The 26,961-nt window shown below is 67.5% G+C and carries 22 protein-coding genes and 1 pseudogene; 6 read left to right on the top strand and 17 right to left on the bottom strand.

Going from position 1 to position 26,961, the window contains the following annotated elements; genetic code table 11:
• Window positions 1–133 precede the first annotated feature (133 nt).
• A complete protein-coding gene (locus AB0M65_RS18160; protein WP_364028590.1) occupies window positions 134–1,390 on the bottom strand; it encodes a DUF222 domain-containing protein in 1,257 nt (418 codons plus the stop codon).
• A 69-nt stretch (window positions 1,391–1,459) separates the two neighbouring features.
• Window positions 1,460–1,705, bottom strand: coding sequence for a hypothetical protein (locus AB0M65_RS18165; protein ID WP_364028592.1), 246 nt, complete (start codon window positions 1,703–1,705; stop codon window positions 1,460–1,462).
• Between AB0M65_RS18165 and AB0M65_RS18170 the strand changes: the two are divergent.
• Window positions 1,655–1,777 (top strand): annotated as a pseudogene (locus tag AB0M65_RS18170) (ISAs1 family transposase); the annotation flags it as partial. The gene AB0M65_RS18165 and the pseudogene AB0M65_RS18170 overlap by 51 nt on opposite strands.
• Window positions 1,778–1,813: 36 nt before the next feature.
• On the opposite strand, the gene AB0M65_RS18175 reads toward AB0M65_RS18170, so the two are convergent.
• Window positions 1,814–5,056, bottom strand: coding sequence for an SNF2-related protein (locus AB0M65_RS18175; RefSeq protein WP_364028594.1), 3,243 nt, complete (start codon window positions 5,054–5,056; stop codon window positions 1,814–1,816).
• 112 nt (window positions 5,057–5,168) lie between these two features.
• Here AB0M65_RS18175 and AB0M65_RS18180 point away from each other — a divergent pair, with 112 nt between their 5' ends.
• The 3 genes from AB0M65_RS18180 to AB0M65_RS18190 all read left to right on the top strand — a co-directional run bounded on the left by AB0M65_RS18180 (window position 5,169) and on the right by AB0M65_RS18190 (window position 8,266).
• Window positions 5,169–5,963 (top strand): arginase family protein, encoded by a 795-nt coding sequence (locus tag AB0M65_RS18180; protein ID WP_364028596.1) that lies wholly within the window; start codon window positions 5,169–5,171, stop codon window positions 5,961–5,963.
• Between the two features lie 241 nt (window positions 5,964–6,204).
• Entirely contained in the window at window positions 6,205–7,485 is a 1,281-nt protein-coding gene (locus tag AB0M65_RS18185; protein WP_364028598.1) for a helix-turn-helix domain-containing protein, read from the top strand.
• Window positions 7,486–7,699: 214 nt separating this feature from the next.
• The gene (locus tag AB0M65_RS18190) at window positions 7,700–8,266 is read left to right on the top strand and encodes an ALF repeat-containing protein (protein ID WP_364028600.1); all 567 of its coding nucleotides are present in this window, start codon (window positions 7,700–7,702) and stop codon (window positions 8,264–8,266) included.
• Here the strand turns inward: AB0M65_RS18190 and AB0M65_RS18195 are convergent.
• Together AB0M65_RS18195 and AB0M65_RS18200 are read right to left on the bottom strand one after the other, a co-directional pair.
• Window positions 8,230–9,600, bottom strand: coding sequence for a DUF6801 domain-containing protein (locus AB0M65_RS18195; protein ID WP_364028602.1), 1,371 nt, complete (start codon window positions 9,598–9,600; stop codon window positions 8,230–8,232). The genes AB0M65_RS18190 and AB0M65_RS18195 overlap by 37 nt on opposite strands.
• 71 nt (window positions 9,601–9,671) lie before the next feature.
• Window positions 9,672–10,298 carry a DUF6801 domain-containing protein gene (locus AB0M65_RS18200; RefSeq protein ID WP_364028604.1) on the bottom strand — a complete coding sequence of 209 codons (627 nt, stop codon included), beginning with the start codon at window positions 10,296–10,298 and terminating at the stop codon, window positions 9,672–9,674.
• A 345-nt stretch (window positions 10,299–10,643) separates the two neighbouring features.
• Between AB0M65_RS18200 and AB0M65_RS18205 the strand changes: the two genes are divergently transcribed.
• Window positions 10,644–11,561: a hypothetical protein gene (locus tag AB0M65_RS18205; RefSeq protein WP_364028606.1), complete on the top strand. Its 918-nt coding sequence runs from the start codon at window positions 10,644–10,646 to the stop codon at window positions 11,559–11,561.
• A gap of 71 nt (window positions 11,562–11,632) precedes the next feature.
• Here AB0M65_RS18205 and AB0M65_RS18210 read toward each other — a convergent pair whose 3' ends face one another.
• The 12 genes from AB0M65_RS18210 to AB0M65_RS18265 form a co-directional block, all read right to left on the bottom strand.
• On the bottom strand, window positions 11,633–12,292 hold the full coding sequence (locus tag AB0M65_RS18210; RefSeq protein WP_364028608.1) for a hypothetical protein: 660 nt from the start codon (window positions 12,290–12,292) through the stop codon (window positions 11,633–11,635).
• 62 nt (window positions 12,293–12,354) lie between these two features.
• Window positions 12,355–12,963, bottom strand: a complete 609-nt coding sequence (locus tag AB0M65_RS18215) for a hypothetical protein (protein ID WP_364028610.1) — start codon at window positions 12,961–12,963, stop codon at window positions 12,355–12,357.
• Window positions 12,960–13,463 carry a hypothetical protein gene (locus AB0M65_RS18220; RefSeq protein ID WP_364028612.1) on the bottom strand — a complete coding sequence of 168 codons (504 nt, stop codon included), beginning with the start codon at window positions 13,461–13,463 and terminating at the stop codon, window positions 12,960–12,962. Before AB0M65_RS18220 ends, AB0M65_RS18215 begins: the two co-directional genes overlap by 4 nt.
• Entirely contained in the window at window positions 13,448–14,641 is a 1,194-nt protein-coding gene (locus AB0M65_RS18225) for an MlaD family protein (RefSeq protein ID WP_364028614.1), read from the bottom strand. The genes AB0M65_RS18220 and AB0M65_RS18225 overlap by 16 nt, the downstream gene beginning before the upstream one ends.
• Window positions 14,641–15,696: an MCE family protein gene (locus AB0M65_RS18230; protein ID WP_364028616.1), complete on the bottom strand. Its 1,056-nt coding sequence runs from the start codon at window positions 15,694–15,696 to the stop codon at window positions 14,641–14,643. Before AB0M65_RS18230 ends, AB0M65_RS18225 begins: the two co-directional genes overlap by 1 nt.
• Window positions 15,693–16,694, bottom strand: a complete 1,002-nt coding sequence (locus AB0M65_RS18235; RefSeq protein WP_364028618.1) for an MCE family protein — start codon at window positions 16,692–16,694, stop codon at window positions 15,693–15,695. The genes AB0M65_RS18230 and AB0M65_RS18235 overlap by 4 nt, the downstream gene beginning before the upstream one ends.
• Window positions 16,691–17,680, bottom strand: a complete 990-nt coding sequence (locus AB0M65_RS18240) for an MCE family protein (protein ID WP_364028620.1) — start codon at window positions 17,678–17,680, stop codon at window positions 16,691–16,693. Before AB0M65_RS18240 ends, AB0M65_RS18235 begins: the two co-directional genes overlap by 4 nt.
• Window positions 17,677–18,684, bottom strand: a complete 1,008-nt coding sequence (locus AB0M65_RS18245) for an MlaD family protein (RefSeq protein WP_364028622.1) — start codon at window positions 18,682–18,684, stop codon at window positions 17,677–17,679. The genes AB0M65_RS18240 and AB0M65_RS18245 overlap by 4 nt, the downstream gene beginning before the upstream one ends.
• A complete protein-coding gene (locus tag AB0M65_RS18250) occupies window positions 18,681–19,955 on the bottom strand; it encodes an MCE family protein (RefSeq protein WP_364028624.1) in 1,275 nt (424 codons plus the stop codon). The genes AB0M65_RS18245 and AB0M65_RS18250 overlap by 4 nt, the downstream gene beginning before the upstream one ends.
• A complete protein-coding gene (locus tag AB0M65_RS18255; protein WP_364028626.1) occupies window positions 19,952–20,803 on the bottom strand; it encodes an ABC transporter permease in 852 nt (283 codons plus the stop codon). Before AB0M65_RS18255 ends, AB0M65_RS18250 begins: the two co-directional genes overlap by 4 nt.
• Window positions 20,803–21,597: an ABC transporter permease gene (locus AB0M65_RS18260; protein ID WP_076155564.1), complete on the bottom strand. Its 795-nt coding sequence runs from the start codon at window positions 21,595–21,597 to the stop codon at window positions 20,803–20,805. Before AB0M65_RS18260 ends, AB0M65_RS18255 begins: the two co-directional genes overlap by 1 nt.
• Window positions 21,598–21,942: 345 nt before the next feature.
• On the bottom strand, window positions 21,943–22,938 hold the full coding sequence (locus AB0M65_RS18265; protein WP_364028629.1) for an LLM class flavin-dependent oxidoreductase: 996 nt from the start codon (window positions 22,936–22,938) through the stop codon (window positions 21,943–21,945).
• A 195-nt stretch (window positions 22,939–23,133) separates the two neighbouring features.
• On the opposite strand from AB0M65_RS18265, the gene AB0M65_RS18270 reads away from it, so the two are divergent.
• The gene (locus AB0M65_RS18270) at window positions 23,134–26,925 is read left to right on the top strand and encodes a helix-turn-helix domain-containing protein (protein ID WP_364028650.1); all 3,792 of its coding nucleotides are present in this window, start codon (window positions 23,134–23,136) and stop codon (window positions 26,923–26,925) included.
• Window positions 26,926–26,961 lie beyond the last annotated feature (36 nt).

The following is a 26,961-nucleotide window of genomic DNA, read 5'->3' on the forward strand; positions in this document are numbered from 1 at the left end:
GCGAAGGGAACTCGCCTTTCACATACTGCTGAGGCGGCGGTGACGCGTCGATCAAGGGCGCCGGGAACATGGTTGGTCAAGGTGGTCGTGAGACCTGACATCGGGTTACCACTCGACTCGCCACTCACGACTCTCAGATCCGCAGGTGCATGCTGTTCCGGCGCGGGGCCTGGGCGGGGTCGAGGTAGACGGGCGGGGTGAACTCCGGGAGCCCGTCTTGGGCGATGCGGACTTTCCACTCGCTGCTGTGGATCATCCGATGATGGCGGCCGCAAAGCAGGACAAGGTTGTCGATTTTACTTTCGCCATGGTGCCGCCATTCGACGATATGGTGGGCGGTGCAGCGGAAGACGGGCATGTCGCAGCCGGGCCACGCGCAGCCTTTGTCGCGGGCGGTGAGCGCGTATTTCTGGGGGATGGTGACGGTGCGGGCACTGCGCCCCACATCCAACGGCTCCCCGGCTTTGCCGAGCACGACGGGTCGGATCCGGCAGTCGCAGGCCAGCATGCGGGCGTCGGTGGCGTTGAGTGGCCCGACCAGCTCCAACTGTGCCTCACCGAGGTCCCGCATCAGGTCTTCATAGGACATGGTGATGAGGATGTGGGTGGACTCCCCGGCTTGACCCGGTAGATCCGGGCTCGCGGTCTTCATGCGCACGTAGTCGCCGAAGGCGTCGCCGTAGCGTTCGGCCTGGGTTCGCGGATCGCGTTCCCCGTCCTCAGCTTTGCGGGGTTTCGCGAGCGGGTCGAGGTCGGTTTTCAGTCGCGCGTAGATCTCTTGGTCCACAGTGGCGACCACACCGAGGCTGCCATCACGATGACGGACGAACTTCAAGTGAGGGCAGGCCGGTTTAGGGTCGTCATCCTTGGGTTCTTTACCGTCGGGATCCAGGCGGGCGAGCAGGTTACGTCCGGCCTTGGCGATTTCCTTCGGCCCGGCGACCAGAGCGAGGTCGACGAGGATCTTCTCCGCGTCCCGCACCTTCTCCTCGGGCACGGTGGCCGGGATCTTGGCCAGCGTGTGGATGATCGGGTCGATCTGTGCGCCACCCACGGTGCCTTCGGCGGCGGCTGCGGCGGTCAGCGGGGCGACGGCTGGCACATCCTGACCGGTGAAAGCCGGTGTCGGATGCAGCGCCAGCACTCGCTCGGCGCGGGCTTTCGCGTCAGCGGGGGTCAGGCGTAGGTCTGCCTCGATCAGCCCGGCCAGCGAGTCATGTCCGGACACACCCCGCAGCCCGCGCCGGTGAATTTCCGCATAGACCTCGTATTGCTCGGCCAGGAGTTTCCGGACCGCGTTCTCGATTTCTATCGTGCGCGACAACAGCACACGTTTGTCGACGCGCCACCATTCGTGGCGAGTCGACTCGGGTACATCGGTGCTGGTCACAGCATCAACGTTAGCATCGTTCGAACATGTGTGCTAGCAGAATACGAGGTCTTTTTGAAGAGGTCGGAATCACTCGAAAGGGTAATCCGGAAAGTTGTGTAGTGCCCTTCGCGCGCGAAGCCGCGCTTCGCGGAAATGCGTTTCCTGCGGTGAGGTGTCGGCACCGCCGCGAGCGTCGGCGTCCTGCACGCCGCCACCGGCAACACCCACCACGAGACCGCACTGGGCATCACCAGCCTGACCGAGGACCGCGCCGGACCACACCAGATCGCCGATCTGGCCCGCAACCACTGGTGCATCGAGAACCGGCTGCACTGGGTCCGCGACGTCACCTACCGCGAAGACACCTCCCAAGTCCGCACCGGAAACGCCCCCCGCGTCATGGCGGTCCCGGGTGCGAAAGGGACTTTCGCCGTCAGCCGTTCAGCTGAACAGGCCGCGGATGTCGTCGGCGTCGAGTGAGCCGCCGAACGCGTTGCCGTCGTCCATGACACCGGCGAACAGTTCGGCCTTCTTCGCCTTGAGCGCCATCACCTTTTCTTCGATGGTGTCCTTGGCGATGAGGCGATAGACCATCACGGTGCGGGTCTGCCCGATGCGATGCGTCCGGTCGACGGCCTGTGCTTCGGTCGCCGGGTTCCACCACGGGTCGAGCAGGAAGCAATAGTCCGCCTCGGTCAGGTTCAGTCCGACCCCGCCCGCCTTGAGACTGATCAGGAACACCGGCGCCGCGCCCTCTTTGAACCGCTTGAGCACCGACGCCCGCTTCCGTGTCTTGCCGTCGAGATAGCAGTACTCGACACCTTCGGCGTCCAGCCGGTCGCGCACGATGTCGAGGAAGCCGGTGAACTGACTGAACACCAGCGCCCGGTGCCCGCCGGCCACGACGTCGCCGAGTTGTTCGAGGAGGGCGTCGACCTTGGCGCTGGCGAGGTTCCGGTGCTTCTCGTCCACCAGTCCGGCGTGCAGGCTCAGCTGTCGCAGCAGAGTCAGGGAGCGGAGGATGGTGAACCGGTTCCGGTTGAGGTCGTCGATCAGGCCGAGTACCTTCTGCCGTTCCCGTTGCAGATGTGTCTGATAGATCTTGCGGTGCCGTGGCGGCAGCTCGACTTCGAGGACCTGCTCCTGTTTCGCCGGCAGGTCGGTGAGCACCTGTTCCTTGGTGCGGCGGGTGATCAGTGGTTTGATCCGTCGTCGCAGCTGGGCTAGCAGGTCGGTGTCGCCGTCCCTCTCGATCGGGCGCGCGTAGAACTCGGCGAACCGGGCGGGGTTGGGGAACAGGCCCGGCGCGGTGATCGACAGCAGCGACCACAGCTCCATCAGGTTGTTCTCCATCGGGGTGCCGGTGATCGCGAGCTTGACCGGCGCGGGCAGCCGTCGCGCGCACTGGTAGATCCGCGACTGGTGGTTCTTGGCGAACTGCGCCTCGTCCATGATCAGCCCCGACCAGGGCAGGGCGGCGTAATCGTCGAAGTCGAGCCGGAACAAGGTATGCGAGGTGACGACGAGGTCCGCGCCCTCGGCGATTTCGTCGAGGGCCGTCCCCCGGCGTCGTGCGGTGTCCGAGATCGCCACCACGTTCAGTCCGGGGGAGAAACGAGCCGATTCGGCAGCCCAATTCGATACGACGCTGGTCGGCGCGATGATCAGGAAGGGCGGGAGATCGGGGTCCAGCCGCTTGGCGTGGCAGATCAGCGCCAGCGACTGCAGTGTCTTGCCGAGCCCCATGTCGTCCGCGAGGATGCCTCCGAGCTGAAACCTCCACAGGAAAGCCAGCCAGCGGAACCCGTCGAGCTGGTACGGCCGCAGGGTCGCGTCGAGTGTGTCCGGCGGTTCGACGACGTCCACGGTGTCGATCGAGCGCAACGCGTCGAGCTGGCGTTGCCAGTTCTTCGCCTGGCGGCCGACGACGCCGAGCGAGGCCAGTTCATCCCAAAGACCCACCTGGTAGCGGCTGATCCGCAGCGGGTCGCCAGGCGAGTCCTGTAAGGACCGCGCTTCTTCGATCAGGGTGCGCAAGGTTCGCAGTTCGGGCTTCTCCAGGGAGAAGTAGGCGCCGTCGGGCAGCAGCAAATGGGGTTGCCCCGCGGCCAGCGCCAGGAACACTTCCGTGAACGGGACTTCGCGGCCTTCGGCGGTGATCGAGATGCCGAGGTCGAACCAGTCCGTCTCACCGCGGATCTCTTCGGTGGACACGCCGATCGACAGCGTGTCGCTCACCTCGCGGTAGTCGGCGGGATCGCCGCTGATCTCGACGTCGATTTCCGGCCGGTCCGCGAGTAGCGGCAGCGATTCCGTGGTGAAGCGGAGGGTTTCGTTACCTCGCAGCGTTCTCGGCTGATTCGAGACCAAGCCGGGATCGAGCCCGGCCAGGATTTCCTTTTCCTTGGCGAGGTCGCGGTATCCGCTGTCCGGCCGTGCTTCCTGGTTCACCGGGGTGCGCAGCAGGCCATCCCCGACCTCGTAGATCCATTCCCAGCTGAGGTCGAGCGAGTGTCCCGACCCGTAGGCGGCGTTCAGTGTCAGCTTCGGATCGGAGATCGCCGGTGGGGTGAAGGACTCGTCGGACGAGATCAGCGGCGCGATATGGCGCAGCCGAGGGTAATAGCTTTCGCGGAACTTGGTCACCTGCTTGGCTGGAATCGCGATCCGCTCGCCTGCGAGCGCCAGCTGCTGAAGTGCCGGAGGCGCGGGCGTGGCGAGCCGGGCCAGCCGCAGCGGCCAGCGGGCGGGGTCGGGTTCCGCCTCGACGTCCGCGCGCTCGGTGTACAGCAGGCCGTGGCCGTCGGTACCGAGGAAACCGAGCGGAACGGCGTCGACCGGGTGCCCGCCGGCGGTGAGGGCCGGCGTGATGGCCAGTGATCCGGACGCCGTCGTCCGGGTGGCGTCCAAGGAGTACTCGGCGACGGCGGCGAGGACGACATCGCCGAGGTGTTTTTGCGAGTGGATCAGGCGTAGCCCGGCGGCGTGTGCCTCTTCGAGGACCGGCCAGAGCCTGCCGCTCTGAAACGAGCACAGGTCGATCGTTTTGGCCTGATAGGACTGATAGCCATAGCCCCCGGCCTGGTATAAGGCGTACAACTCGTTGAGGATCCGCGAGTGCGTGGGGTCGAGACCTTGGTAGCCGAGGTAACCGACGGAATTCCAGGCCAGGTTGCCACTGACCCAGCCCTTTTTCTTGCCAGGCTGCATCAGCTTGGCAAGAAGCCGCGCCGGTGTGCGTCCCGGCCTGCCGCGCTGGTTTCGCGAGCCGGGAATAAAGGTCAGCTCGAGTGCCATCGGTATGGTGCCGGGCGCGGTGTCCGGCGCCGAGCCGAGCAGCGGCTGTAGCGCCGACTCCCAGGCGGGTACCTTCGGCTTGTCTTCTCGAACCGGGCGGGGGCCGATCGCGGTCAGGACCAACGCCGCGACGTGTTTGCAGTTGTAGCCGACCGGGCAGGTGCAGCTACCCGCCTCGAAGGTCTCGCGTCGGTCGCCGAAGTCCGCCATGGTCTGGTAGACCCCGCCCATGCCGCTTACCTGCCCGGAGAGGACGCCGAGCTCCGAATCCCAGGCCATGGTGAGCACGTGGCCGTTTCGCGCGTAGGCGCGGCCCCTGGCGTAGGAGGTTTTCCCGACGACCCGCTCGACGTCCGAGGGCTGACCATTGAGAACCACCCGCTGCATCACGGCAAGATATCGGCCGCCGTTCGCCTGCCCCGTCCGACCCGCCGGTGGGGATCCGGTTCAGTGATACAAGAGGTTTCTGTGGCTCCTGGGGCGCACTACTCTGTCGCGGATGCTGATCAACGCCGTACCTCAGTTTCAGGGCGCACTGACCGAGCGCGCGCCGCGGTTGCCCGAAGGCTGTGTCGCGCTCGCCGAGCTGGCCGGGCATGTCTTGGGCGTGCCGGTGCACCACATCCGCCAGACCCGTGAGACGTCGCCCGTGGTCGACGGCGTCGCCAACCGCGCCGTCCTCATCGGAGAGAACCGGGCCGCGCAGCTCGCCGCGCTGGAGGCGCCGGGTGGGCCGGTGCTGACCATCGGCGGGGACTGCGGGGTCGAACTCGTCCCGATCGGCGTCGCGCGCTACCGCTTCGGCCCCGGCCTCGGGGTCGCGTGGTTCGACGCGCACCCCGATCTCAACACCGCCCAGACGTCGCCCTCAGGTGCTTTCCACGGCATGGTGCTGCGCTCGCTGCTCGGCGAGGGCGACCCGGACTTCGCCGCGAACCCGCCGGTCGAACCCGGCCGCGTCGTGCTCGCCGGGACCCGTGTCTTCGACGACGCCGAGCGGGCCGCCGTCGATCGCGGGCTGGTCGTCGAGACGCACGACATCGTCGCCGGGCTGGCCGGCGCGGACAAGGTGTACCTCCATCTCGACCTCGACGTGCTCGACCCCGGGGAGTTCGGCGGACTGAACTATCCGGAGCCGGGCGGGTTGACGATCGAGCGGCTGGTGGTGATGCTTCGCGGGCTGAGCGGCTTCGATGTCGTGGGCGCCGGGATCACCGAATGCGCCGGCACCGAGGTGCGCGCACTCGAGCCCGTGCTGGCGGTTCTCGGTGAATTGCTCACCGAAACGCGGTAACACTCCGTCACCGATCGGTGGAGCCGGTTCCGCCTTCGGCCGTTCGTACGTACCGCACGCGGCGTTTGCCGGACATTTGTCATCAAAATTCAAGGCGGACCCGTGATTTTGTCACGGCGGTGACAAGAAATCGGTTTCTTCTGCGGAACGTGACACATTTTCGGGCGACTTCGCGATGTGTTCGTTGTCACCTCACGACGATCGTGGGGTGCCCTGCACTGGGCGGAGCAAAGGAGCTGCGATGTCGCTGGAGCGCGGAATCGAACACGCTGCGCCGCTCGCGGCGCTCCCGCGCAAGCTGGCCGACATCCTGCGGCCCGAACTCGGCAGTCTCGCGAACGAGATAGTCGACGAGATCCGGGCAACAATTCCCGCGTACGCGCGCCCGCTCGACGGGCCCTACGGCAAGTCGATCCGGGCGGGTGTCGAGTACGCGATCACGCTGTTCGTCGCGCAGATCGCCGATCCCACCGCCTCGAAGGAACAGTCGCACGAGGTCCATCACCGGCTCGGGCAGAACGAGATGCGGGAGGGCCGCAGCCTCGACACCCTGCAATCCGCCTACCGGGTCGGCGCCCGGGTCTCGTGGCGGCGCATCATGCGCGTCGGCCGCCGCAGCGGGCTTTCATCCGCGGTGATGTCGCAGCTGGCCGACGCCATGCTCGCGTTCATGGACGAACTCGCGTCCGTCGCGCTGGACGGCTACCTCGAAGCGAAGGCACGCACGGCGGGTGCCTTGGACACGTGGCGCCGCAAACTGCTGCACCTGGTGCTGGAAACGCCGCCCGCGCCGTCGAAGGCGATCGCGGAACTCGCGCAACTGACCGGCTGGACGGTGCCCGAACGCGCGACCCCGGTGGTGCTGCGGCCGGTCAACGACACCGTCAGACCCCGGCGGCACAACGTTGTCGATTCGGACGTCCTTGCCGAACTCGACTGTGCTGAGCCGCGACTGGTCATTCCCGGCGAGATCTCCGGCGCCCGCCTTGCCACCCTGCAGGCCGCGCTGCCGGACTACCGGCTGTCGATCGGCCCGTGCCGTCCGCTGGATTCCGTCGCGGACTCCCTCCGCTGGGCGCGCGACGCCCTGCACCTCTCCGAACGCGGGATCGTCCCGTGCCGCCGGGTGATCCGGGCCGAGGACCATCTGGCGACCCTGCTCGTGAACGCCGACACCGAACTGACCGGCCAGCTGCGCGACCGCCTGTTCGCCCCGCTCGCCGAGATGACCGGCAAGCAGCAGGAACGGCTGCTCGAAACCCTGCGCGCCTGGCTCGACAGCCAAGGCAACGTCGTCGACATCGCCGAACGGCTCCAGGTGCACCCGCAAACCGTGCGGTACCGCATGCGGCAGCTGCAGGCGACCTTCGGGGAGCACCTGCGTGATCCGGGGGCGCGGTTCGAGATGGAACTCGCGCTGCGGGCCGGTGTCGCACCTCTCGCCGGACGGTCGGCTACCGAACCCGCGATCCCGGAAGTGCTTCCGGTGCCACGGCGTAGTCCACAGTGGACGCCAGGCTGAGCGGAGCGGCGACCGCGTCCAGTAGACGGCTCAAAAGTGTCCGCGCCGCCGGATTTCCGACAAGTGACAGAGCGTCGGCGGCGGTTTTGAACGCAAGATCCCCTTCTTCGGAACTGGCGGCCAGCGCGGTGGCCGCCAACCGGGTGTCGGCCAGCGGCCGTGGTGGCGGTGAAGCCGACAGAGGGACAACTCGTCGAACCCGGACGTCAACTTCGTGCTGGATCTGTGGCAGGTCGCGAAGGAAGGTACGGAGGTGCGCGCCGCCGCCGAACGAGCCCTGCGCTCGGGCGAACCCGCACCGCTGGTCTCTTATCTCACCACCGGCATCCATTCGGCGAACTTGACGGACTGGCTCGGCTGGATCAGGAAGAAGGGCCAAGCCGACCGGCGGCTGTTGTTCGAACTGCGGACCAGGGCGGAGCAGAGCCGGGTCCATCCGGCACTGGTCACGGGTGCGAACGCGGCGCTGGCCGGTACCGACAACGACGTCGAACGGTTCCTGCGTCTCGGGCAGTACGAAGACACGTCGTTGATTCAGGCAATCCGGTCGCAGAGTCCGGAGATCCAGGGTGGGTATCTGCGCGGTCTCACCTCCGCCCTCGTCTCCGTGGGCGGAGGTGCCGACGCGTCATGGCGGGTCGTTCCCGGTAGGGTCGACGCCACCTGTCAACCCGCGAGCGCCACCCTGAACAGTGGAGACGACGAGGACCTGCGCTTCATGAACGAAGCGCGGTCTCGTCGTGGTCAACGTCCGGCGGGCGGCTCCGCGTCGGGGCATTGACGTTCCGGAGCCCGGGGCAGACCGACCTGGTTGACACCGAAGCAAACCTGGTTCCCAGGGCCGGAGGACATCCCGCTCAGCAGGGAGTCGAGATTCTCCTTCACGCCGCAGCCGGCGAACCTGGGCAGGGTGAATCCCCGGTACAGCGGGTCGGGCGAGTTCGGGTCGGTCCGCAAGACACCGCCGTATGCCGTGTCGTACTTCGTTCCCCGCAGATTCAGTTCGAGCGGCTCGGCTGTCACACAGTTGTCCCCGACGTCGAGGTCGACGCCGTTGACGGTGAAGTTGCTCAACCGGCCGTAGCCTTGGACCTTGACTGTCGCGGTCGAACTGCCGTCGGGTTCCGAGATCACCGTCCCGGCGGCGTCGATGAGGGTGTTGCCGGTGCGGTAGTCGGTCGGCAGCAGATCCATCGTCCCGTTGATCGGCAAGAAGCCGAAGCCGAGCAGGTTCAGCTTGCTCGGCGGCTGGAGCGCCGTGCCGCTGATCTCGCTCGTCGTCCGGTCGAGGTAGACGGTCCAGATCGCGTTGAACATGAACCCGGGCTTCAACCGCGCGACCGCGCCGACCTTGCTGATCGTGGCCGTGTTGATCAGTTCGAACGGGAGCAGCGGGATGACGATGATGTTCGGGTCCGGCGGGTCGTCCGCCGCCAGGACATCATCCTGCCGTTTCTGTTCGCCCGGCTTCCTGGTCCCTGGTTCGGCCCCTTTCAGTGGCAGCAGCACGACGCTGCCGAGCGTCGGGTCCTGGCCAGGTGCCTGGGTGCAGGTGATCGGCTTGAGCGGGGTTTCGGCCGACGGGACGGTCAGTGCGAGGGACGGCGCGCCCGTCGACAGCTGGAGTTCACCCTCGACGGTCATCACGATGTCGGGGACCCTGCCCGTCGCGACCAGGCTCAGGTCACCGGTGGCGGGCACCTTGGTCACCGGGATCGAGAGAGTCACCGGGACCGGGGTCTTCTTGTCCGCGCGGGTGGCGGTGAGCTCGACGGAGGCGGCGCCTTCGATCTCGGCCACGTCGCCGAGTGCGCCCGCGGGGATGGTGAACGTGAGGGAGAAGTCCTTGAGCTGTACGGGCTTTCCGGTGGCGACGACCTTCGGCAGGGTGGCCTTGGTGTCCACTGTGACCAGTCGCTCACCGACCGGATCCGGGAAGACGCAGGTGTTCGCGAGGCTCTTGTGCGCGGAATCGGCGCCCTGCAGCGGCGGTGCGGGCGGAGCCGACGGATCGGTCGCCGCCGACGAAGCCAGCGCGCCGTTCACCCCCGCGAGCAGGATGACGCCCGCCAGAACGGGAAACCTCCCGAATGCCCGGCGAACCTGCTGTCCCATAGGGGGTTCCTTTCGTGTCGTGCGATGGAGACCGTGCGGGGCAGGCGTCCCCGCCCCGCACGGATGGTTCATCAGGTGATCGGGATCGCCGGGCTGAACGCGCGGTTCTGCGCCGGGTTGGTGATTTTCACCGTGCAGTTGAAGTTCCAGGCGGTCCAGGTGCCGTCCTTCTTGTGGAAGTCCAGCGGTGCGTTGATCGTGTTGCCGAGAGAGGCGGTCGCCGAGCCGGGCGTGCCGGCGGTGAACGTGGGTACGGTGGTGCCCGCGTCCTGGACGATGTTGAACGTCCTCGGTCCCGGCACGTACGGGTTGATCTGCGTCGGGACGTTCAGGTTCGCCACTGTCGCCGACGCGGGTGTGGCATTGGTGACCGTGACCGGCATGTTGGCCTTGCCGCGGACGCCGTCGTAGTTGGCGGCGTTGAGCAGCGCGTTGATGGTGGCGTTGATGGTGGCGGAGCCGCCGACGGACGCCGGCGTGAAGGTGGCACCCGAAGCGACCGAGCTCGGTCCGGTGAAGTTCGCCTTCACGTCCAGCTGCTGCTGGCCGATGCCCGGGAAGTTGCACATGTACGCGACGGTGCCGGTGGCGTAGTTGGTGGCGGCCGCGGCCGTGCCGGCGGTGAGCACGGCGACCGCGCCGAGCACGACGGCGGTGGTGGCGACGCCTGCTGACAACTTGCCAAGTCTACGGGACATACCTGTCATCTCCTTTGATCCAGTTTACGTCTCGGGCAGCTTTCCCCATGCGCCTTTCGGCGAATTCTTCTGATCAAATATGCTCGACTTGAGCGGCTATCTCGGTGGTGGGGTAAACCGAGGTTACCCGCGAGTTATGTACGTAACAAGGATTCATGTCGACATGTTTCAGAGTGGGTGAGGAGCCCGTTCTTTCTTGTCATTGGCCGCTGAATGCGATTATGAAGTTTGTCCAAGGATGACAAAGACGGGGCCGATCGGTGGAACCGGGTTAACATTTCGCGCATGCCTTCAGACAATCGACGATCCGTGACACGGCGCGTGACGAGTAGTGCGATAGCCGTAATGATCGCCACGGTTTCCCTTTCCGGCATCGCCCACGCCGCGCCCACCGGTGAACCGCGGCCATGGGGGAGCAATGATTACGCGCAGGGGCAGGGCTCTGTGCCCGCGTCGGCGCTCGGCGCAAGCGCGGTGTCCGCGGGTGCGCTCACCCATCTCGCCCTCAAGGACGGCGGTGTGATCGCCTGGGGCAACAACAGCTACCAGCAGACCGATGTCCCGGTCGCGGCCAGTTCCGGGGTGTCGGCGATCGCCGCGGGCTGGGCACACGAGCTGGCGCTCAAGAACGGCGGCGTCATCGCCTGGGGCAACGGGTTCTACGGCCAGAACGTCGTGCCGGCCGCCGCCACCTCCGGGGTCACCGCGATCTCTACCAGCGCTTACTTCAATCTGGCGCTCAAGAACGGCGGCGTGCTGAGCTGGGGTTCGCGAACCGTGGTCCCCGCTACGGTTTCCTCGGGCGTCACGGCGATCTCCGCCGGTGGCGATCACGGGCTGGCGCTGAAGAACGGCGGGGTGATCGGCTGGGGAAGCAACGGAAAAGGCCAGATCACGGTACCTGCGGCGGCGACGTCCGGGGTCAGCGCTGTTTCGGCCGGGCTCCGGCACAGCATCGCGTTGAAGAACGGCGGCGTCATCGCCTGGGGCGACAACACCTCCGGCCAGGCAACGGTTCCGCTGGAAGCGCGGTCCGGCGTCGTCGCCATCGACGCCGGGTTCAACCACAACGTCGCGCTGAAGTCCGATGGCAGCGTCTTCGCCTGGGGCAGCAACGTGAAGATGGAGAGCCGGGACGCCACGTCGGATCCGCCGACGGATTTCTGGAAGTTCTCCGGTGTCTGCGCTCCGGTCTACGCTGTTTCCGCAGGTGAAAGCACTGGGGTCGCGTTGGTGGACCCGACCGCGCCGCAGTTCTGCTGACAGTGCCGTGGAGGCCTCCTTCCCCACCATGAGAGTTGGGCAAGGAGGCCTTCACGGCGCTGGACGTACTACTACAGGTTCGACTTCATGTTCAGGTTGATCGTGTTGCCCGGACCCGAGATCAACGCGCCCAGCGCGAGGTCGTTGATGAAGCAGTCCTTGAAGTCGGGGATGGTGAACACTCCCGACGACGGGATCGTCTCGGCGAACAGGTCCACGTTCTTCGAAATCAGGGTCAGATCGAGCGGCTTGACCGTCTTGCAGGCGTTCGGCACCGTCGGGAGCGGGATGACCGGCCAGAACAAGCCGACCACGATGTTGTCGATCAGCATGTTCGCCTGAGAACGGGTGGTCAGGTCGCCGTTGGCCAGCGTGCCGGTGACCGGGCCGGTCGGCTCGATCCGCACCCGGGCCTTGATCTTGAAGACGCCCGAGACCAGCGAGATGTTCGCCGTCGAGGGCGGCAGGGACAGGTTGCCTCGGATCCCGACGTTGTCACCGTCGATGACGAGGGCGCCGTTGAGCTGGCCGGGGCCGAGGTCGAGGGCGCCGCCGGTCTTCTTGACCACGGCCTTCCCGGTGACGGTGTAGGACACCGGGATCTCCACCGGGTCGTCCGCGAAGGCGGGCGTGGCGGCGGCGAGGCTGCCTGCCACGGCGATCGCGGAGGTGAGCGCGACGACCGTGCCGAGACGGCGGCGGGCGGTTTTCGGGCGCGTTCGACCAAACATAAGTTTCTCCTCGTTTTCTCTCCTGATTTGTACCGCGGACTAAATGCGGAATGACCGGTTTGTCATCGGGGGATGAGGTCGGTGATGACCCAGTTGTCGCCTTCGCGTTCGGCGGTGACCGAAAGCTGCGCGGCGGCCGCTGTCGAAGAATTGTTGTCGGCTCGTGTCGCCGCTTGATCGAGGAATACCAGCAGCCGCGCGCGGCCATTGGTGAGTTCTTGGACGGCAGCCGAGGAGACTCGGGTCGTGAGGACGAGTTTCTGCGCCGGAGCCTTTTCCCTGACTTGGGCGAACAACTGGTTGTAGGACTCCAGTGCCTTACCCCGCAAAACCGAAGAAGCCGCCTTTTCCGTGACGTCGGTCCGGTCATAGGAATAGGAGAAGACCTTGTTGAGCGCCACCGTCACCGCCGCGTTCACCTCGGCCGTCGCGCCGACGTCGGTGAGCGCGGTGTTGGCCGCCGACGGCGCCGACGAGATCGACCTCGCCTCCAGCGTGAACCAGGCTCCCGCCGCGACCAGTACGGCCGCCGCGACCAGCAGGATCAGTGGCAGCTTCGGCCGCCGGGACGGCCTGTCGGAGGTCTCTTCGGTGACGGTTTCGGCCGCGGTCTCGGGACCGGGTTCGGGCGAGGGCTGGGTCTCGGCATCGGTGTCGGCCGTGGTGGTCATCGCGCACCCACCGGAAGCTGGTCGAGCGCGCTGAGTTTCCAGCCTTCGGCGGTCCTGGCCAGCCCGGCGGCGAACCGGTTGCGCTTCGTCGTCGACGCGGCGCCTTCGCGTGCCATGGTGATCTCCACCGAAGCCAGCATCTTGGCCGTTCCCGCGTGGTCGTCCAGTTCGCTGATCGCCGCGTCGAGCACCTTGCCGGTCGACACCGTCGCGTTCTTGGCGAGCGTCTGCTTCGTCGCGTCGTCGGTCTTCCCCAGCTGATCGTGCAGTGGACCGGTCGACGCGGCGAGCCAGTCGGCGATGCCCTGGTCGATCCGGTGGTGGTCGAGGCTGGTCAGCCGGGCGACGAGTTCGCGCCCGTTGCGCAGCGCGTCGTCCCGTGAGTCCCCGTAGGACACCGCCTGGGAACTCGTCGCGGTGAACCAGCTGTATCCGGCCCACCCCGCGAACGCGCAGGCCGCGGCGAGCACCGCGATCGCGATCTTCAGTTGCGCAGCCACAACATCTCCTCGAGGCTGGTGGACGTCGGCTGGCCGTCGGCGCCGAAGCCGCCGGGGATGGCGGCGGGCGGCACCCCGCCCTTTGGCGCGTTCTGCGAACCGCGGACCGAGCTCGGATTACCCTTTTCCAGCGTGCACGCGGCACCGGTGTTGAACGGCAGTGCCGAGAGTTCCGCGCTGCTGCGGATCGTCGTGCCCTCGTAGCCCTTGGTGCACGGCATCGGGTCGAAGAACGTCAGTACCAGCCCGACCTTCCCGGATTCGTCGTCGATCGCCGCGTCGACCGCGGACACCGCCTTCGGGGTGTTGATCAGCAGCTGACGCAGGCCGTCGGTACGCGTGGAGAACACGTGGGACGTCGTGAGCAGGTTCGCCAGCAGGATCGGCAGGCCCGGCTGGTTGTCGCGCAGCAGCCCGGAGATCTGGGTCGCCGCGTCCGGCGCGGTCGCGATCAGCTTCCGCAGGTCACCGTCCGAACTGGACAGCTGCTCGGCGAACGCCTTGGTGTTGCTGCTGAATTGGCGCCACGCCTGCGACGAGTCGACCTGGGTCCGCAGCACGGTCGAGCCGTCGGTGAGCAGCTTCTCGGTCTGCGGCAGATGCGTCGCGGCCTGTTTGGTGAAGTCGGTGGTGGTGTCGAGCAGCACCTGCAGGTTCGCGCCGGAACCACGCAGGGCGTTGTCGAGTTCGTCCACCACCGTCCGCAGGTCGTCGGTCGGCACGGACGCGGTCAGCGAGTCCAGGTCGGTCAGCAGATGCTGCACCGGCAGCGGAACGCTCGTCGCCTCACGCGGGATGAGTGAACCTTCGCCGAGGAACGGACCGTCGCCGGTCCGTGGCTGCAGGTCGACGAACTGCTCGCCGACCGCGGACCGGTTCGCCACGACGGCCCGCGAGTTCGCCGGGATTCGCGGCGCGTCGTCGTCGATCAGCAGGTCCGCCTCCATACCGCCGCCGGTCAGCCGCAGTTCGCCGACCCGGCCGACGGCGACGCCGCGATAGGTCACCTCGCCATTGGTGAACAGGCCGCCGCCGTCGGTCAGCGCGAGTTTCACGGTGTACCCGCTCGCGCCGAAGAGCCGGTCGAGCCCCGCGTAGTTGGCCCCGACGAACGCCGTCGTCGCCAACGCGATGATGACGAACGCGATCACCTGGATCCGGATGCGCGCGGTGAGCATCAGCTACCTCCTGGCGACGGCAGCGGCAGCGTGGGCAGCCCCGGCGGAGTGCCTTCGCCCTTGGGTGGGAGTTCGACGCCCGGTGCGGGGATGAGCGAGGCGTAGACGTTCAGGTAGTCGCCCTTGATCCCGCCGAGGACGGCGTCGGTGAACGGGAACGTCGGCAGGATCTCCAGCGACTCGGGCAGGCTCTGGCCGGCGTCGGCGAGCCGTTTGAGGATCGGCGCGAGTGCGGTCAGGTCGGCGACCAGGTCGTCCCGGCTCCGCTTGATCACGTCGACGCCGACACCGGAGAGCTGATCCAGCGCCTGCAGCATCGAGACCAGTTGCGTGCGCTGATCCGACAGGCTTTTGAGGCCGGGGCTGAGGTCGGTGAGCGCGCTCTCGACCTGGGTCTTCCGGTTGGCCAGCGTCGTCGACAGCCGGTTGAGCCCGTCGAGCGCGGAGGTGATCTCCGTCCGGTGCGCGTCCAGATTGGACACCAGTTGTTCCACACTGGACAGGAACGAGCGGATCTCCTCCTCGTTGCCGTCCATCACCTTCGACAGCTCGCGGTTGATGGTCTGCAACTGCCCGATCCCGCCGCCGTTGAGCAGCAGGGAAAGCGCGCCGAAGACCTCCTCGAACTCCGGGTTGCGGTTCGTGCTCGCGACCCGGATCACCGCTTTGTCGCCGAGTCTGCCTTCGGCCTTCGCCGCGCTCGGGGCGAGTTCGATGAACTTCTCGCCGAGAAGGCTGGACTGGCGCAGCCGGGCGACGGCGTTGGCGGGCAGGAGGACATCGCCGTTGACGACCAGGACGGTCTCCGCCGTCCAGCCGTCTTTGCCGAGCTGGATCGTCTCGACCCGCCCGACCGGGACGTCACCCACCTTGACCGCGGCCTGCGGGACCAGGTCGAGTACGTCGGCGAACTCCACGGTCACCCGGTACGGATGGTCGCCGATGTCCGCGCCGCCGGGCAGCGGGAGGTCGTAGACGCCCTTGAAGTCGCCCGAGCAGCCGGTGAGCGCGACGCAGCAAGCGGCGAATACGGCGATCACCCGTTTCGCGGTCATCTGCGTCCCCCTTGGCCGGTGTAGGTGTCGCCGGCGACCGGCAGCGGGAGCGGGGCGTAGTCGAGCAGGATGCCGCGTCCTTGCAGTTTCCCGGTCTTCGGGTCCACGGCTTCGAGCACGTTCGACACCGCCAGCGGGATCGTGTCGAGTGTCTCCGCCAGCGCGGCGCGCTTGTCGACCAGTGTCCCGGTGGTCACCGCCAGTTTGTCCACATTGGACTTGATCAGCGCGCGGTTGTCGCGGATGAACTTCTGGATCTCCGCGAGCGCGCCGCCGAGGCCGTTGAGCGCGCGGGCGAGTTCGTCCTTGTTCCGCGCCAGCGTCCCGGTCACCGAAGCGAGCTGCTTGTTGACCTCGCTGACGTTCCGGTCGTTGGTCGCCAGCATGGAGGTGAACCGCTGCAGCTCGTCGACGGTGGCGAACAGGTCCTCCGAGTTGCCGGAAAGGGTCCTGGCGAGGTCGGCGAAGTTGCGCACCGACTCGTTGAACGGCTTGCCGTTGCCCTGCAGGTTCTTCGCGCCGGTGCGCAGCAGATCCGAGAGCGCGCCGTCGGCGTTCGCGCCGTTGGGCCCGAGTGCCTTGGCGAGGGTGTCGAGGCTGGAGTAGAGCTGGTCGAGTTCCACCGGGGTGCCGGTGCGTTCCATCGGGATCACCGCGCCGTTGTCCAGCCGGTTCCCGGTGCGGGTGAGCTTGGTGAACTGGACGTACCGGTCGGCGACCACGCTCGGCGCGACGACGAGGACGTTCGTGTCGGCCGCGATCGGCGTCGAGCCGTCGACGGTCAGTACGACCTGGACCTGTTCCCCTTGCGGGGTCACCGATTCGACCTGGCCGACCCGGACGCCGAGCACCCGGACGTCCGATCCGCTGTAGACACCGACCGCACGCGGGAAGTACACGGTGACCCGGTCGAGCCCGCTGCCGGAGAAGATCCACCAGAGGCCGCCGACGACGACCAGTGCGAGCACGAGGGCGAGGGTGACGAATCTGTTGATCACCGGCGACCTCCCGGCATCGGCGGGGTGCAGGGATCCCGGTTCTCCGGGATGAGCCCGCACAGGTAGCTGTCCACCCAGCGCCCGTTGCCGACCGTGTTGTTCACCATCCGGAAATACGGTGCGGCGAGGTCGAGGCTCTTGGCGAGATTGTCGTTCTGCCGCTGCAGGATGTCGGTCACCTCTCCGAGCCGGCCGAGCGCGCGGCCGAGCTGGTCCTTGTTGTCCTTCACCAGTCCCGAGAGCTGGGTGGCGAGATCCTGCGACCCGGTGAGCAGGTCGTGGATCGCCTGCCGCCGGTTGTCCAATTCGGTCAGCAGGAGGTTGCCGTCCGACAGGAGCTTGGCGAAGTCGTCGTTCGAGTCCGCGAGCGTGGTCGTGAGGCCGTGGGCGTTCGAGAGCAGGCTGGCGAGTTCGGTGTCTCGTGAGGACACCGTCTTCGACAGCGACGACAGCCCGTCCAGCGCCTTGCGGATGTGCTCCGGCGAGTTCTTGAACGTGTCGCTGAGCGTGGTGAAACTCTCGGCGAGCTGATCGGTGTCGATCGCGCCCGCCGTGTCGGCCAGCCCGTTGAACGCCTCGGTGACGTCGTAGGGCGTCACGGTCCGGGTGCGGGGGATGACCTGCTTCGGGTTCTGCACCTCCTCGCCGGTCGGGCGCAGCGAGAGGAACTTGCGGCCCAGCAGGGTTTTGATCTTGATCTCGGCGGCGGTCTTGTCACCGACCCACGCGTCCTTGACCCGGAAGCTGACCACCACGTGGTCCTCGGCCAGTTCGACGTCGCTCACCTCGCCGACCTTGATCCCGGCGATCCGGACCTCGTCGTCGGCCTGCAACCCGGCCGCTTCGGAGAATTCGGCCTGGTAGATGGTCCCGGATCCGATGATCGGGAGGTTCTGGTAATTGAGCGTCGCGGTCAGCAATCCGGCCGCGACAGCGCTGCCGACGACTCCGACGACGATCGGGTTCCGTTCCTTGAAAGGCTTCACGACGTGCACCTCTCCGCCGTCGCCGGCACCCCCCGAGCGGGGTCGCTGCGCAGTACGGCCGAGCACAGGTAGAAGTTCATCCACGATCCGTAGGAGGCGATCCGGCCCAGTTCGTTCAGCTTCTTCGGCAGCACGGTGAGGAACTGCTCGACGTTCGCCTTGCCGGAGTCGGTCGTCAGTTGCTCCGAGAGCGAGTCGAGGCCGTTGATGCTGTCCTTGAGCGCCGGCCTGCCTTGTTCGAGCAGTCCGGCCGTGGCGGTGGTGAGCTCGCCGAGCCCGGAGATGGCTTCGCCGATCTCGGTGCGGTCTCCGGCGAGGCCGGAGACCAGCTCCCGCAGCGTCGAGACCAAAGTGGACAGTGCGTCACCCTTGCCGTTGATGGACTTCAGCACGGTGTCCAGATTCGTGATCACCTCGCCGATCACCTTGTCGCGGCCGGCGAGCGTGGTGGTCAGCGAACCCGTGTGGGCCAGCAGGCTTTCCACCGTGCCGCCCTCGCCCTGCAGCACCTGGACGATCTCGCCGGAAAGCTGGTTGACGTCCTTGGGTGACAACGCCTGGAACAGCGGTTTGAAGCCGTTGAACAGTTCCGTCAGGTCGAGCGCGGGAGTCGTGCGCTCCAGCGGGATCTCGGCGCCCGGCTTCAGCAGCGCGGTGGTGCCCTTGCCGCGTTCGAGTGCGATGTAGCGCTGGCCGACCATGTTGCGGTACTTGATCACCGCGTTCACGTCGGCGGGCAGCCTACGCTCGGAGTCGAGGGTGAATTTGACGCGGGCGAGGCTGTGGTCGGCGATTTCGAGTTCCGCGATCTGGCCGACCCGGACGCCGGAGATCCGGACGTCGTCGCCGACGTTCAGCGACGTCGCGTCGAGGAATTTCGCGCTGTAGGTCTTGGTGTCGCCGAGGCCGGTGTTGGTGATGGACACCGCCAGCACCACCGTGGCCAGCGTCGTGACGATGACGAAGATCAGCCCCTTGATCAGCGGGCTCACGAAGTTCCTCATCGCAGGGTCACCTCCGTGCCGCGGTAGAGCGGGCCGACCAGCACGCTGCCCCAGGCGGGCACCTGTGCGGCCGGGACGCCGATCGACGGCGCCACCAGGGTGGAGATCAGTTCCCGTTCCTGCGGGGAGTTCGCCAAGCCGAGGTCGTTTTCCGCGCCCGGCAGCAGCGGCAGCGCGCCGGTGTCCTTGCCGGTCGCCGCGATCCCTTGGCTCATCAGGCCGTTCGTCGGGTAGCAACGCGGCTCACCGGTGGCGTTGTACACCGGATCGTCCTTACCCGGCACGTACTTGCCGCGCGGCTGGGTGATGGTGATTTCCGCGTGCAGGCCCGGCTCCTTGGTCCCCGCGCCCAGCACCTTGTCCATCTGCGGCTTCAGTTTGGCCAGCGCGTCCAGTGTGCAGCCGAAACTCGGCGAGTACTTCGCGCCGATTTCGAGCGGGGCGCGGCTGTCGGCGGCGAGCGCGATGATGTTGGCGCGATTGTTGATAAGGAACGTCGTGACCTGCTGGGAGGACGACGTCACCTGCTGGTACACCGTCGCCAGTTCGGCCTGCTTCTCCTGGATGGTGTCGAGGGTGACAGCCGAGGCACTGAGCGCGTCGAGGAGATCCGGCGCGATGTCGCCGTACAGCTTCGAAACCGTGGCGAGGTCACGGATGTTGTCGTTCAGCGTCGGCAGGTTCGGATTGAACTTCTGAAGGTAGTCGGCGGCGGTGGCCAGGGTGTCGCCGATCTGGTCGCCCCGGCCCTCCAGCGCGGTGGCGACGGTGGTGAGCGTGGTGGCGAGCTTCTGCGGCTGCACCGCCTTGAGCAGCGGCAACAAGTTGTCGAAGACACGCTCCAGTTCGATCGCGTTGGCCGACCGGTCCTGGCTGATGACGTCGCCGGAGGCCAGGGGTGGCGCGGTCGTCCTGTCCGGAATGGACAGTTGCACGTACCGCTCACCGAACAGGGTCTTCGGGACGAGCAGGGCGGAAACGTCCTTCGGCAGCTGCGAGACCTTGCCCGGCTCCATGGCAAGGTCGATCTCCGCACCGGCCGGGGTCGCGCGGACGTCGCGGATCTCGCCGACCAGCACACCCCGTGCCTTGACCTGCCCGCCGACACGCAACTGGTTGCCGACCCGGTCCGCCTGCAGCGTCACCGGAACCGACGTGACGAAGTCCTTCTGATAGATCTTGATCGACAGCAGCACGAGGGCGGACATCACCACGAGGAACAACACCCCGGCTGTCCGGACCCCGGCCTTGCTCATCCCGCGCCGGCTCATCCGGCCACCTGCACCGTCGTGGTCGCGCCCCAGATCGCGAGGCTGAGGAAGAAGTCGAGCACGCTGACCGCCACGATCGCGGTCCGCACACCACGGCCGACCGCCACGCCGACCCCGGCGGGGCCGCCACTCGCGCGGAAGCCGTAGTAGCAATGGGCGAGCACGATCACGACACTGAACACCAGCACCTTGCCGAACGACCAGAGGACGTCGCCGGGTGGCAGGAACAGCAGGAAATAGTGGTCGTAGGTGCCCGCGGACTGGCCGTAAAACCAGACGGTGATCTGACGCGAGGCGAGATACGAGGTCAGCAGGCCGATGGCGTACAACGGGATGACCGCGAGGAAGCCCGCGATGATCCGGGTGGTCACCAGGTACGGGACGCTCGGGATGCCCATCACTTCCAGCGCGTCGATCTCCTCGGAGATCCGCATCGCGCCGAGCTGCGCGGTGAACCCGCAGCCGACGGTGGCCGAAAGCGCCAGGCCCGCGACGAGCGGCGCGATCTCCCGCGTATTGAAGTACGCGGAGACGAAGCCGGCGAAGGCCGACGTGCCGACCTGGTTCAGCGCCGAGTAGCCCTGGAGCCCGACGACCGTGCCGGTGAACACGGTCATCCCGATCATCACGCCGATCGTGCCGCCGATGACCGCGAGCGCGCCGCTGCCGAAGCTGACCTCGGCCAGCAGGCGGGTGATCTCGCGGAGATAGCGGTGCAGTGCGCGTGGCACCCAGGCGAGTGCCTTGAGGAAGAAGAGGATCTGGTCGCCGAGCGTGTCCAGGAACCCGAACCGGCGGTCCACGGCTTCGCGGGCCCGCGTCGCGCGGGTGGGTGTCGTCGTGGCCATCAGCTGCCCTTCGCCGGGACGAGCTGCAGGTAAAGCGTCGTCAGCACCAGGTTCAACAGGAACAGGAGGAGGAACGTGATCACCACGGATTGGTTCACCGCGTCACCGACGCCTTTCGGGCCGCCTTTGGGATTGAGCCCGCGATAAGACGCGACGATCGCCGCGACGAAACCGAAGATGACCGCCTTGATCTCACTGATCCAGAGGTCCGGCAGTTGTGCCAGTGCGGAGAAACTGGCGAGATAGGCACCCGGTGTCCCGTTCTGCATGATGACGTTGAAAAAGTAACCGCCGAGGACGCCGACCACGCTGACCATTCCATTGAGGAATGCGGAGACGCCCATCGCGGCGAGCACCCTCGGCACGATCAGGCGCTGGATCGGGGAGACCCCGAGCACCTCCATCGCGTCGATCTCCTCGCGGATCGTGCGGGACCCGAGGTCCGCGCACATCGCCGACCCGCCGGCACCCGCGATCAGCAGCGCCGTCACGATCGGGCTGGCCTGCTGGATGATCGCCAGCACACTCGCCGCGCCGGTGAAGGATTGCGCGCCGATCTGCGCGGTCAGCGACCCGATGTGCAGTGCGATCACCGCACCGAACGGGATCGCGACCAGCGCCGTCGGCAGGATCGACACACTCGCGATGAACCAGAACTGCTGGATCAGTTCGCGGGCCTGGAACGGCCGCCGGAAAGTCAGGCGGACGACATCGAGGCCGAGTGAGTAGAGCCTGCCGGTCTCCCGGAGTGCACCCGCACCGGGAAATGAGGGTGCGTTCGTCCGGACGCCCACGCCGACCCTCCAGTTTTCCAGGCACGGCGAATAAACCCCAGGTTGAGCAATTCCTTTGCTCCGAATGGTGGAGCGGAATCGTTGAAATGGGTCAACGGGGTATTACCGTGCGGTTTCCTACTGGTCGGTACGCTAATCACGCGCCCGCTTGGTGACAAGAACTTCGGTGTGATCAAGACATCACGTCCTGGTAACCGGTGGATTCTTGTCCCTTTATGACAAAGGACCCCGTGGATCTTGTCGGTTCTTTCGTGTTCGGGGGTGCGGGGGCCGGACCCAAGTACAGGAAGGCCCCCTTCACCGCGCCTAGCGCGAGCAAGGGGGCCTTCCTGTACTTCCCACCCGTCAGCGAGCCAGGTCCGCCACCAGTTCGTAGGAGCGGACCCGGTCCGCCTGGTCGTGCACCATGGTCGTGATCATCAGCTCGTTCGCGCCGGTGTCGGCCAGCAGGGTCTCCAGTCCCTTGTGGACTGTCTCCGGCGAACCGATGATGCTGCTCGTGAACCGGTCCTCGACGAACACCCGCTCGATGTCGGTGTACGGGTAGGCGGCGGCCTCCTCCGGCGTCGGCAGCGGGATCGGGCGGCCCTTGCGCAGGCTGAGGAACGTCAGGCCGCTGGGCCCGGACAGGTAGCGGGCGCGCTCGTCGCTCTCCGCGGCCACCACGGACACACCGAGCATCACGTACGGCTCGCTCAGGACGTCCGACGGTTTGAACGCGTCGCGGTAGAGCGCCACGGCGGGCAGGGTGTTTTCGGCGCTGAAGTGGTGCGCGAAGGAGAACGGCAGGCCGAGTTCGCCCGCCATCCGCGCGCTGAAGCCGCTCGACCCGAGCAGCCATACCGGCGGCTTGTTGCCTTCGGCGGTCACGGCGTTGACCGCGCGCTGGTCCGAATGCTCGAAGTAGGCCAGCAGTTCCGCGAACTGCTGCGGGAAGTTCTCGGCGGTCAGACCGCCGGGTCCGCGCAGTGCCAGCGCGGTCCGCTGGTCGGTGCCGGGCGCACGGCCGATGCCGAGGTCGATCCGGCCGGGGTGGAACGCCTCCAGGGTGCCGAACTGCTCGGCGACCACCAATGGCGCGTGGTTCGGCAGCATGACCCCGCCGGAGCCGACCCGGATGCGTTCGGTGGCGGCCGCGACCTGGCCGATCATCACGGCGGTCGCGGAACTCGCGATACCGGGCATGTTGTGGTGCTCGGCGAGCCAGTAACGGTGATAACCGAGGTCCTCGGTCCGGCGGGCGAGGTCGAGGGTGTTGCGCAGCGCGTCACCGACACCGCCCCCCGCCACGACGGGCGCGAGGTCGAGCACGGACAGCGGGATGTCAGGCAAAGAGGTCACGCACCGGTACAACGCGGCGAACCCCCGATCCCTTCCCGTGATCTCCGGCACCTGTCAAGCGATCGGAATTAATTGGCGTCACGACGCCCGCACCGGGCGAACTCCGCCCGTTTGCAAGGTACGGTTGCCCCCGAATACGGCTGTGGGAAAACCACTGAAAAGAAAGGATTGAGGGTGCCGCGTCCGGAACGACCGCTGGACCCCGGGGACGATCCGTTGCTGGAGTTCGCCGCCGATCTCCGGCGATTGCGGGAGAAGGCGGGCAATCCGACATACCGGGAGCTGGGCAGACGTGCCCATTACTCGGCGGGAACCCTCTCCGAAGCCGCCGGCGGGAAGAAGATGCCCAGCTTGGCGGTGGCTTTGGCCTACGTCCGGGCCTGCGGCGGTCCGGAGGCGGAGTGGGAAGCCCGGTGGCACGACGTAACCGAGCGAACGCGCCACGGAGCCGGCGATTCGCCGGTCGTCTCCGCCAATGGGGAATCCGCGCCCTATATCGGCCTGACCGCATTCGCATCGGATGACGCGAGCCGATTCTTCGGCCGCGAACGACTTGTCGAAAAACTGGTCACGCGACTTTCGGGACAACGTTTTCTGGCGGTTCTGGGCGCCTCCGGGTCGGGTAAGTCGTCCTTGCTCCGGGCCGGGCTGCTGCCCGCCGTCGGCAAGGAGTCCGTCACCCTCCTGATGAGCCCCGGTTCGCGCCCGCTGCAGGAGCTCGCCGTCCAGTTCGGCGCCGCGCTCGGTCTCGCACCCGGTGGGCTGCTCGCCGAATTCACCGGGCATCCGCGCAACCTCGGCCTTGCCGCCCGTCAGCTGGTCGCCGACCGCGAGGGCGACGTCGTGCTGGTCGTCGACCAGTTCGAAGAGGTCTTCACCCTTTGCCAGGACGCGGATGAGCGGGCGGGCTTCCTGTCCGCGCTGGTCACCGCGACGACCGAGCCGGAAAGCCGGACCAGGGTCGTACTCGGCATCCGTACCGACTTCTACACGCATTGCGCACGGCATCCCGAGCTGGTCGAGGCCATGCAGGACGCGCAGATCCTCGTCGGCCCGATGAACACCGAGGAGCTGCGGCAGGCCATCTCGCGCCCGGCGATCGACGCCGGCTACCGGGTCGAGAACGCGCTCGTCTCCCGGCTCGTCGCCGACGCGACCGGGCAGGCCGGTGTGCTGCCGCTGCTCTCGCACGCACTGCTGGAGACCTGGCGCCGCCGCCACGGCAACACCCTCACGCTCAGCGGTTACGAGTCCACCGGCGGGATCGAACGGTCGGTCGCGCAGACCTCCGAGCACACGTTCACCGCGCTGAGCGAGCGCCAGCAGCGGCTGGCGAACCAGATCTTCCTGCGGATGACCGCGCTCGGCGAAGGCACCGAAGACACCAAACGCCGCATCACCCGCGAAGAGGTGGACGCCGACGATCCGGACGTCGCTGTCGTACTGGACAGGCTGGCGTCTTCGCGGCTGGTCACCCTCGACGACAACGGCATCGAGATCGCGCACGAGGCGCTGATCCGCGGCTGGCCGCGCTTGCGCGAGTGGCTCGCCGCGGACCGCGAGGGTCTGCGTGTGCACCGTCAGGTCACCGAGGCGACCGACGCGTGGGAATCGGTCGGCCGCGACGACGGCTGGCTCTACCGGGGTGCGCGGCTGGCCATCGCCACGGAATGGGCGAGCGAGCACGACACCGCGTTGTCGCAGCGCGAACGCCGGTTCCTCGACGCGAGTGTGGCCATCGAGAACCACGAGCAGGCCATCGCCCGCCGCCGGACCCGGCGGCTGCGTCAGCTGGTCGCGTTGCTGGCCGTGCTGCTGGTGCTCGCGACGGCGGCCACCGTGTACGCCGTCCGCGCCGAGCAGACCGCGACAGCCCAGCGCAACAGCGCGCTCGCGCAGAAGGTCGCCGGGCAGGCCACCGAGATGAGGGCGACGAATCCGGCGCTGGCCGCGCAGCTCGCGCTCGCCGCGTACCGCGTCGATCCGAGCGTGGAAACCCGCAGCAGTGTGCTCGGCATGTTCGAGTCGCCGTATTCGACCCGTGTCTCCGGGCACGACAACCGCGTCAACTCCGCCGCCCTGCGTGGTGACGGCAGGCTGCTGGTGACCGGGAGCTGGGACTTCACGGCCAAGCTCTGGGACGTCAAGGACACCCATCATCCGATCGCGGTGGCGACGCTGACCGGGCACAACGCCAACGTCAACTCGGTGGCGTTCAGCTCCGACGGCGGTGCCGTCGCGACCGCGGGCTGGGACAAGACAGCCCGGCTGTGGAACGTCGCCGATCCGGCCAGGCCCGGCGAGGGAGTGGTGATCACCCACCCGAGCCGGGTCAACGCGGTCGCGTTCAGCCCGGCGGCCGCCGTACTCGCCACCGCCGACGGCGCGGGCACCGTCCGCCTTTTCGACGTCGGTGATCCGGCGAACCCGGTGCTCAAGGCCACCCTCACCGGGCACACCGGCAACATCAACGGGCTCGCGTACAGCCCCGACGGCCGCACGCTCGCCTCGACCGGCACCGACGCGACGGTCCGGCTGTGGGACGTCGCCGATCCGCCGAAGGCCGCGCCGCTCGGCGTGGTGACCGGGCACACCGGCGTCATCCACGCGGCCGCGTTCAGCCCGGACGGCCGCACGCTCGCCACCGCGGGCGCTGACCAGACGTCGCGGCTGTGGAACATCGCCGACCCGAGGGCACCGGTACCGCTGGGCACGATGGCCGGGCACAAGGCCATCGTGCGGTCCGTGGCGTTCAGCCCGGACGGGACGACGCTGGTCTCGACCGGTTTCGACCGCGCGGCGCGGCTGTGGGACATCGCCGATCCGAAGAGCCCGCGGGAGAAACCGGCGCTCACGGGGCATACCGCGGCGGTCGTCTGGGCGGTGTTCTCCCACGACGGCCGGACGCTGGCCACCGCGAGCGACGATCAGACCGCCCGGCTGTGGGATCTGCCGGGGCCCGCGATCAGCGGACCGGCGAAGGGGGCGTGCCGGACGGTGTTCAGTCCCGGCGGGAAGCTGCTCGCCACCGGCAGCCAGGACGGCGTGGTCCGGCTGACCGACGTCGGCGACCGGGGGAACCCGCGCGAGCTGAGCAAGATCCCCGGCTTCGGCGACGGCGTCTGCGGGCTCGCGTTCAGCCCGGACGGCCGGACACTCGCCGTCGGCGCCTGGAATCATACGATGCGGCTGATCGACGTCACCGATCCGCGGAATCCGATCGACACCGGCGTTTTCAACCGGCCGGAGGACGAGGTCGACGCGGTCGCGTTCAGCCCCGACGGCCGCACGCTCGCGACCGCCGCCACCGGCCACACGGTGAAGTTGTGGGATGTCGCCGACGTGCGCCGACCGGTGGAACTCGCGACACTGACCGGACACGAGGACGACGTCCATTCGATCGCGTTCGCCCCGGACGGCCGGACGCTGCTGACCGGCGGCTGGGACCACACCGCGCGGCTGTGGGAAGTCTCGGCGGTGAAGGAGCCGAAGCAGCTTTCGGTGCTGAAGGGACACACCGACACGGTGTTCTCGGTGGCCTACAGCCCCGACGGCAAACTCGCCGCCACCGGCGGCGCCGACCGCACCGCGCGGATCTGGGACGTCTCGAACCCAGCCGCGCCGCGGGAGACCGCACTGCTCACGGGCCATACCGACAACGTCAGTTCGGTGGCGTTCAGCGGTGACGGGACGACGTTCGCGACCGGCAGCTACGACCGTTCCGTGCGACTATGGGATGTCTCCGATCCGGAGGCGGTCCGCGAGTCGGCCAGTCTGACCGAGGACCGCGACCGGGTCTACGCGGTGGCGTTCGCCCCCGACGGGCATACGCTCGCGGGCGCTGTCGCGGACGGCATCGTGCGGTTGTGGGAAACCGGCCCCGAACGGGCCGCCGAACGCATCTGCGCGGCCGTCCACCCTCGGATCACGGCGGCCGAGTGGGAACAACGCCTGCCGGGGCTCGACTACCGGCCTCCGTGCCCATGACCACCGCCGGCTCGTTGTTCGGTGTTGTTGTTCGGC

The sequence above is a fragment of the Amycolatopsis sp. NPDC051071 genome, from assembly GCF_040682875.1.
In the GTDB taxonomy this organism is placed as follows: domain Bacteria; phylum Actinomycetota; class Actinomycetes; order Mycobacteriales; family Pseudonocardiaceae; genus Amycolatopsis.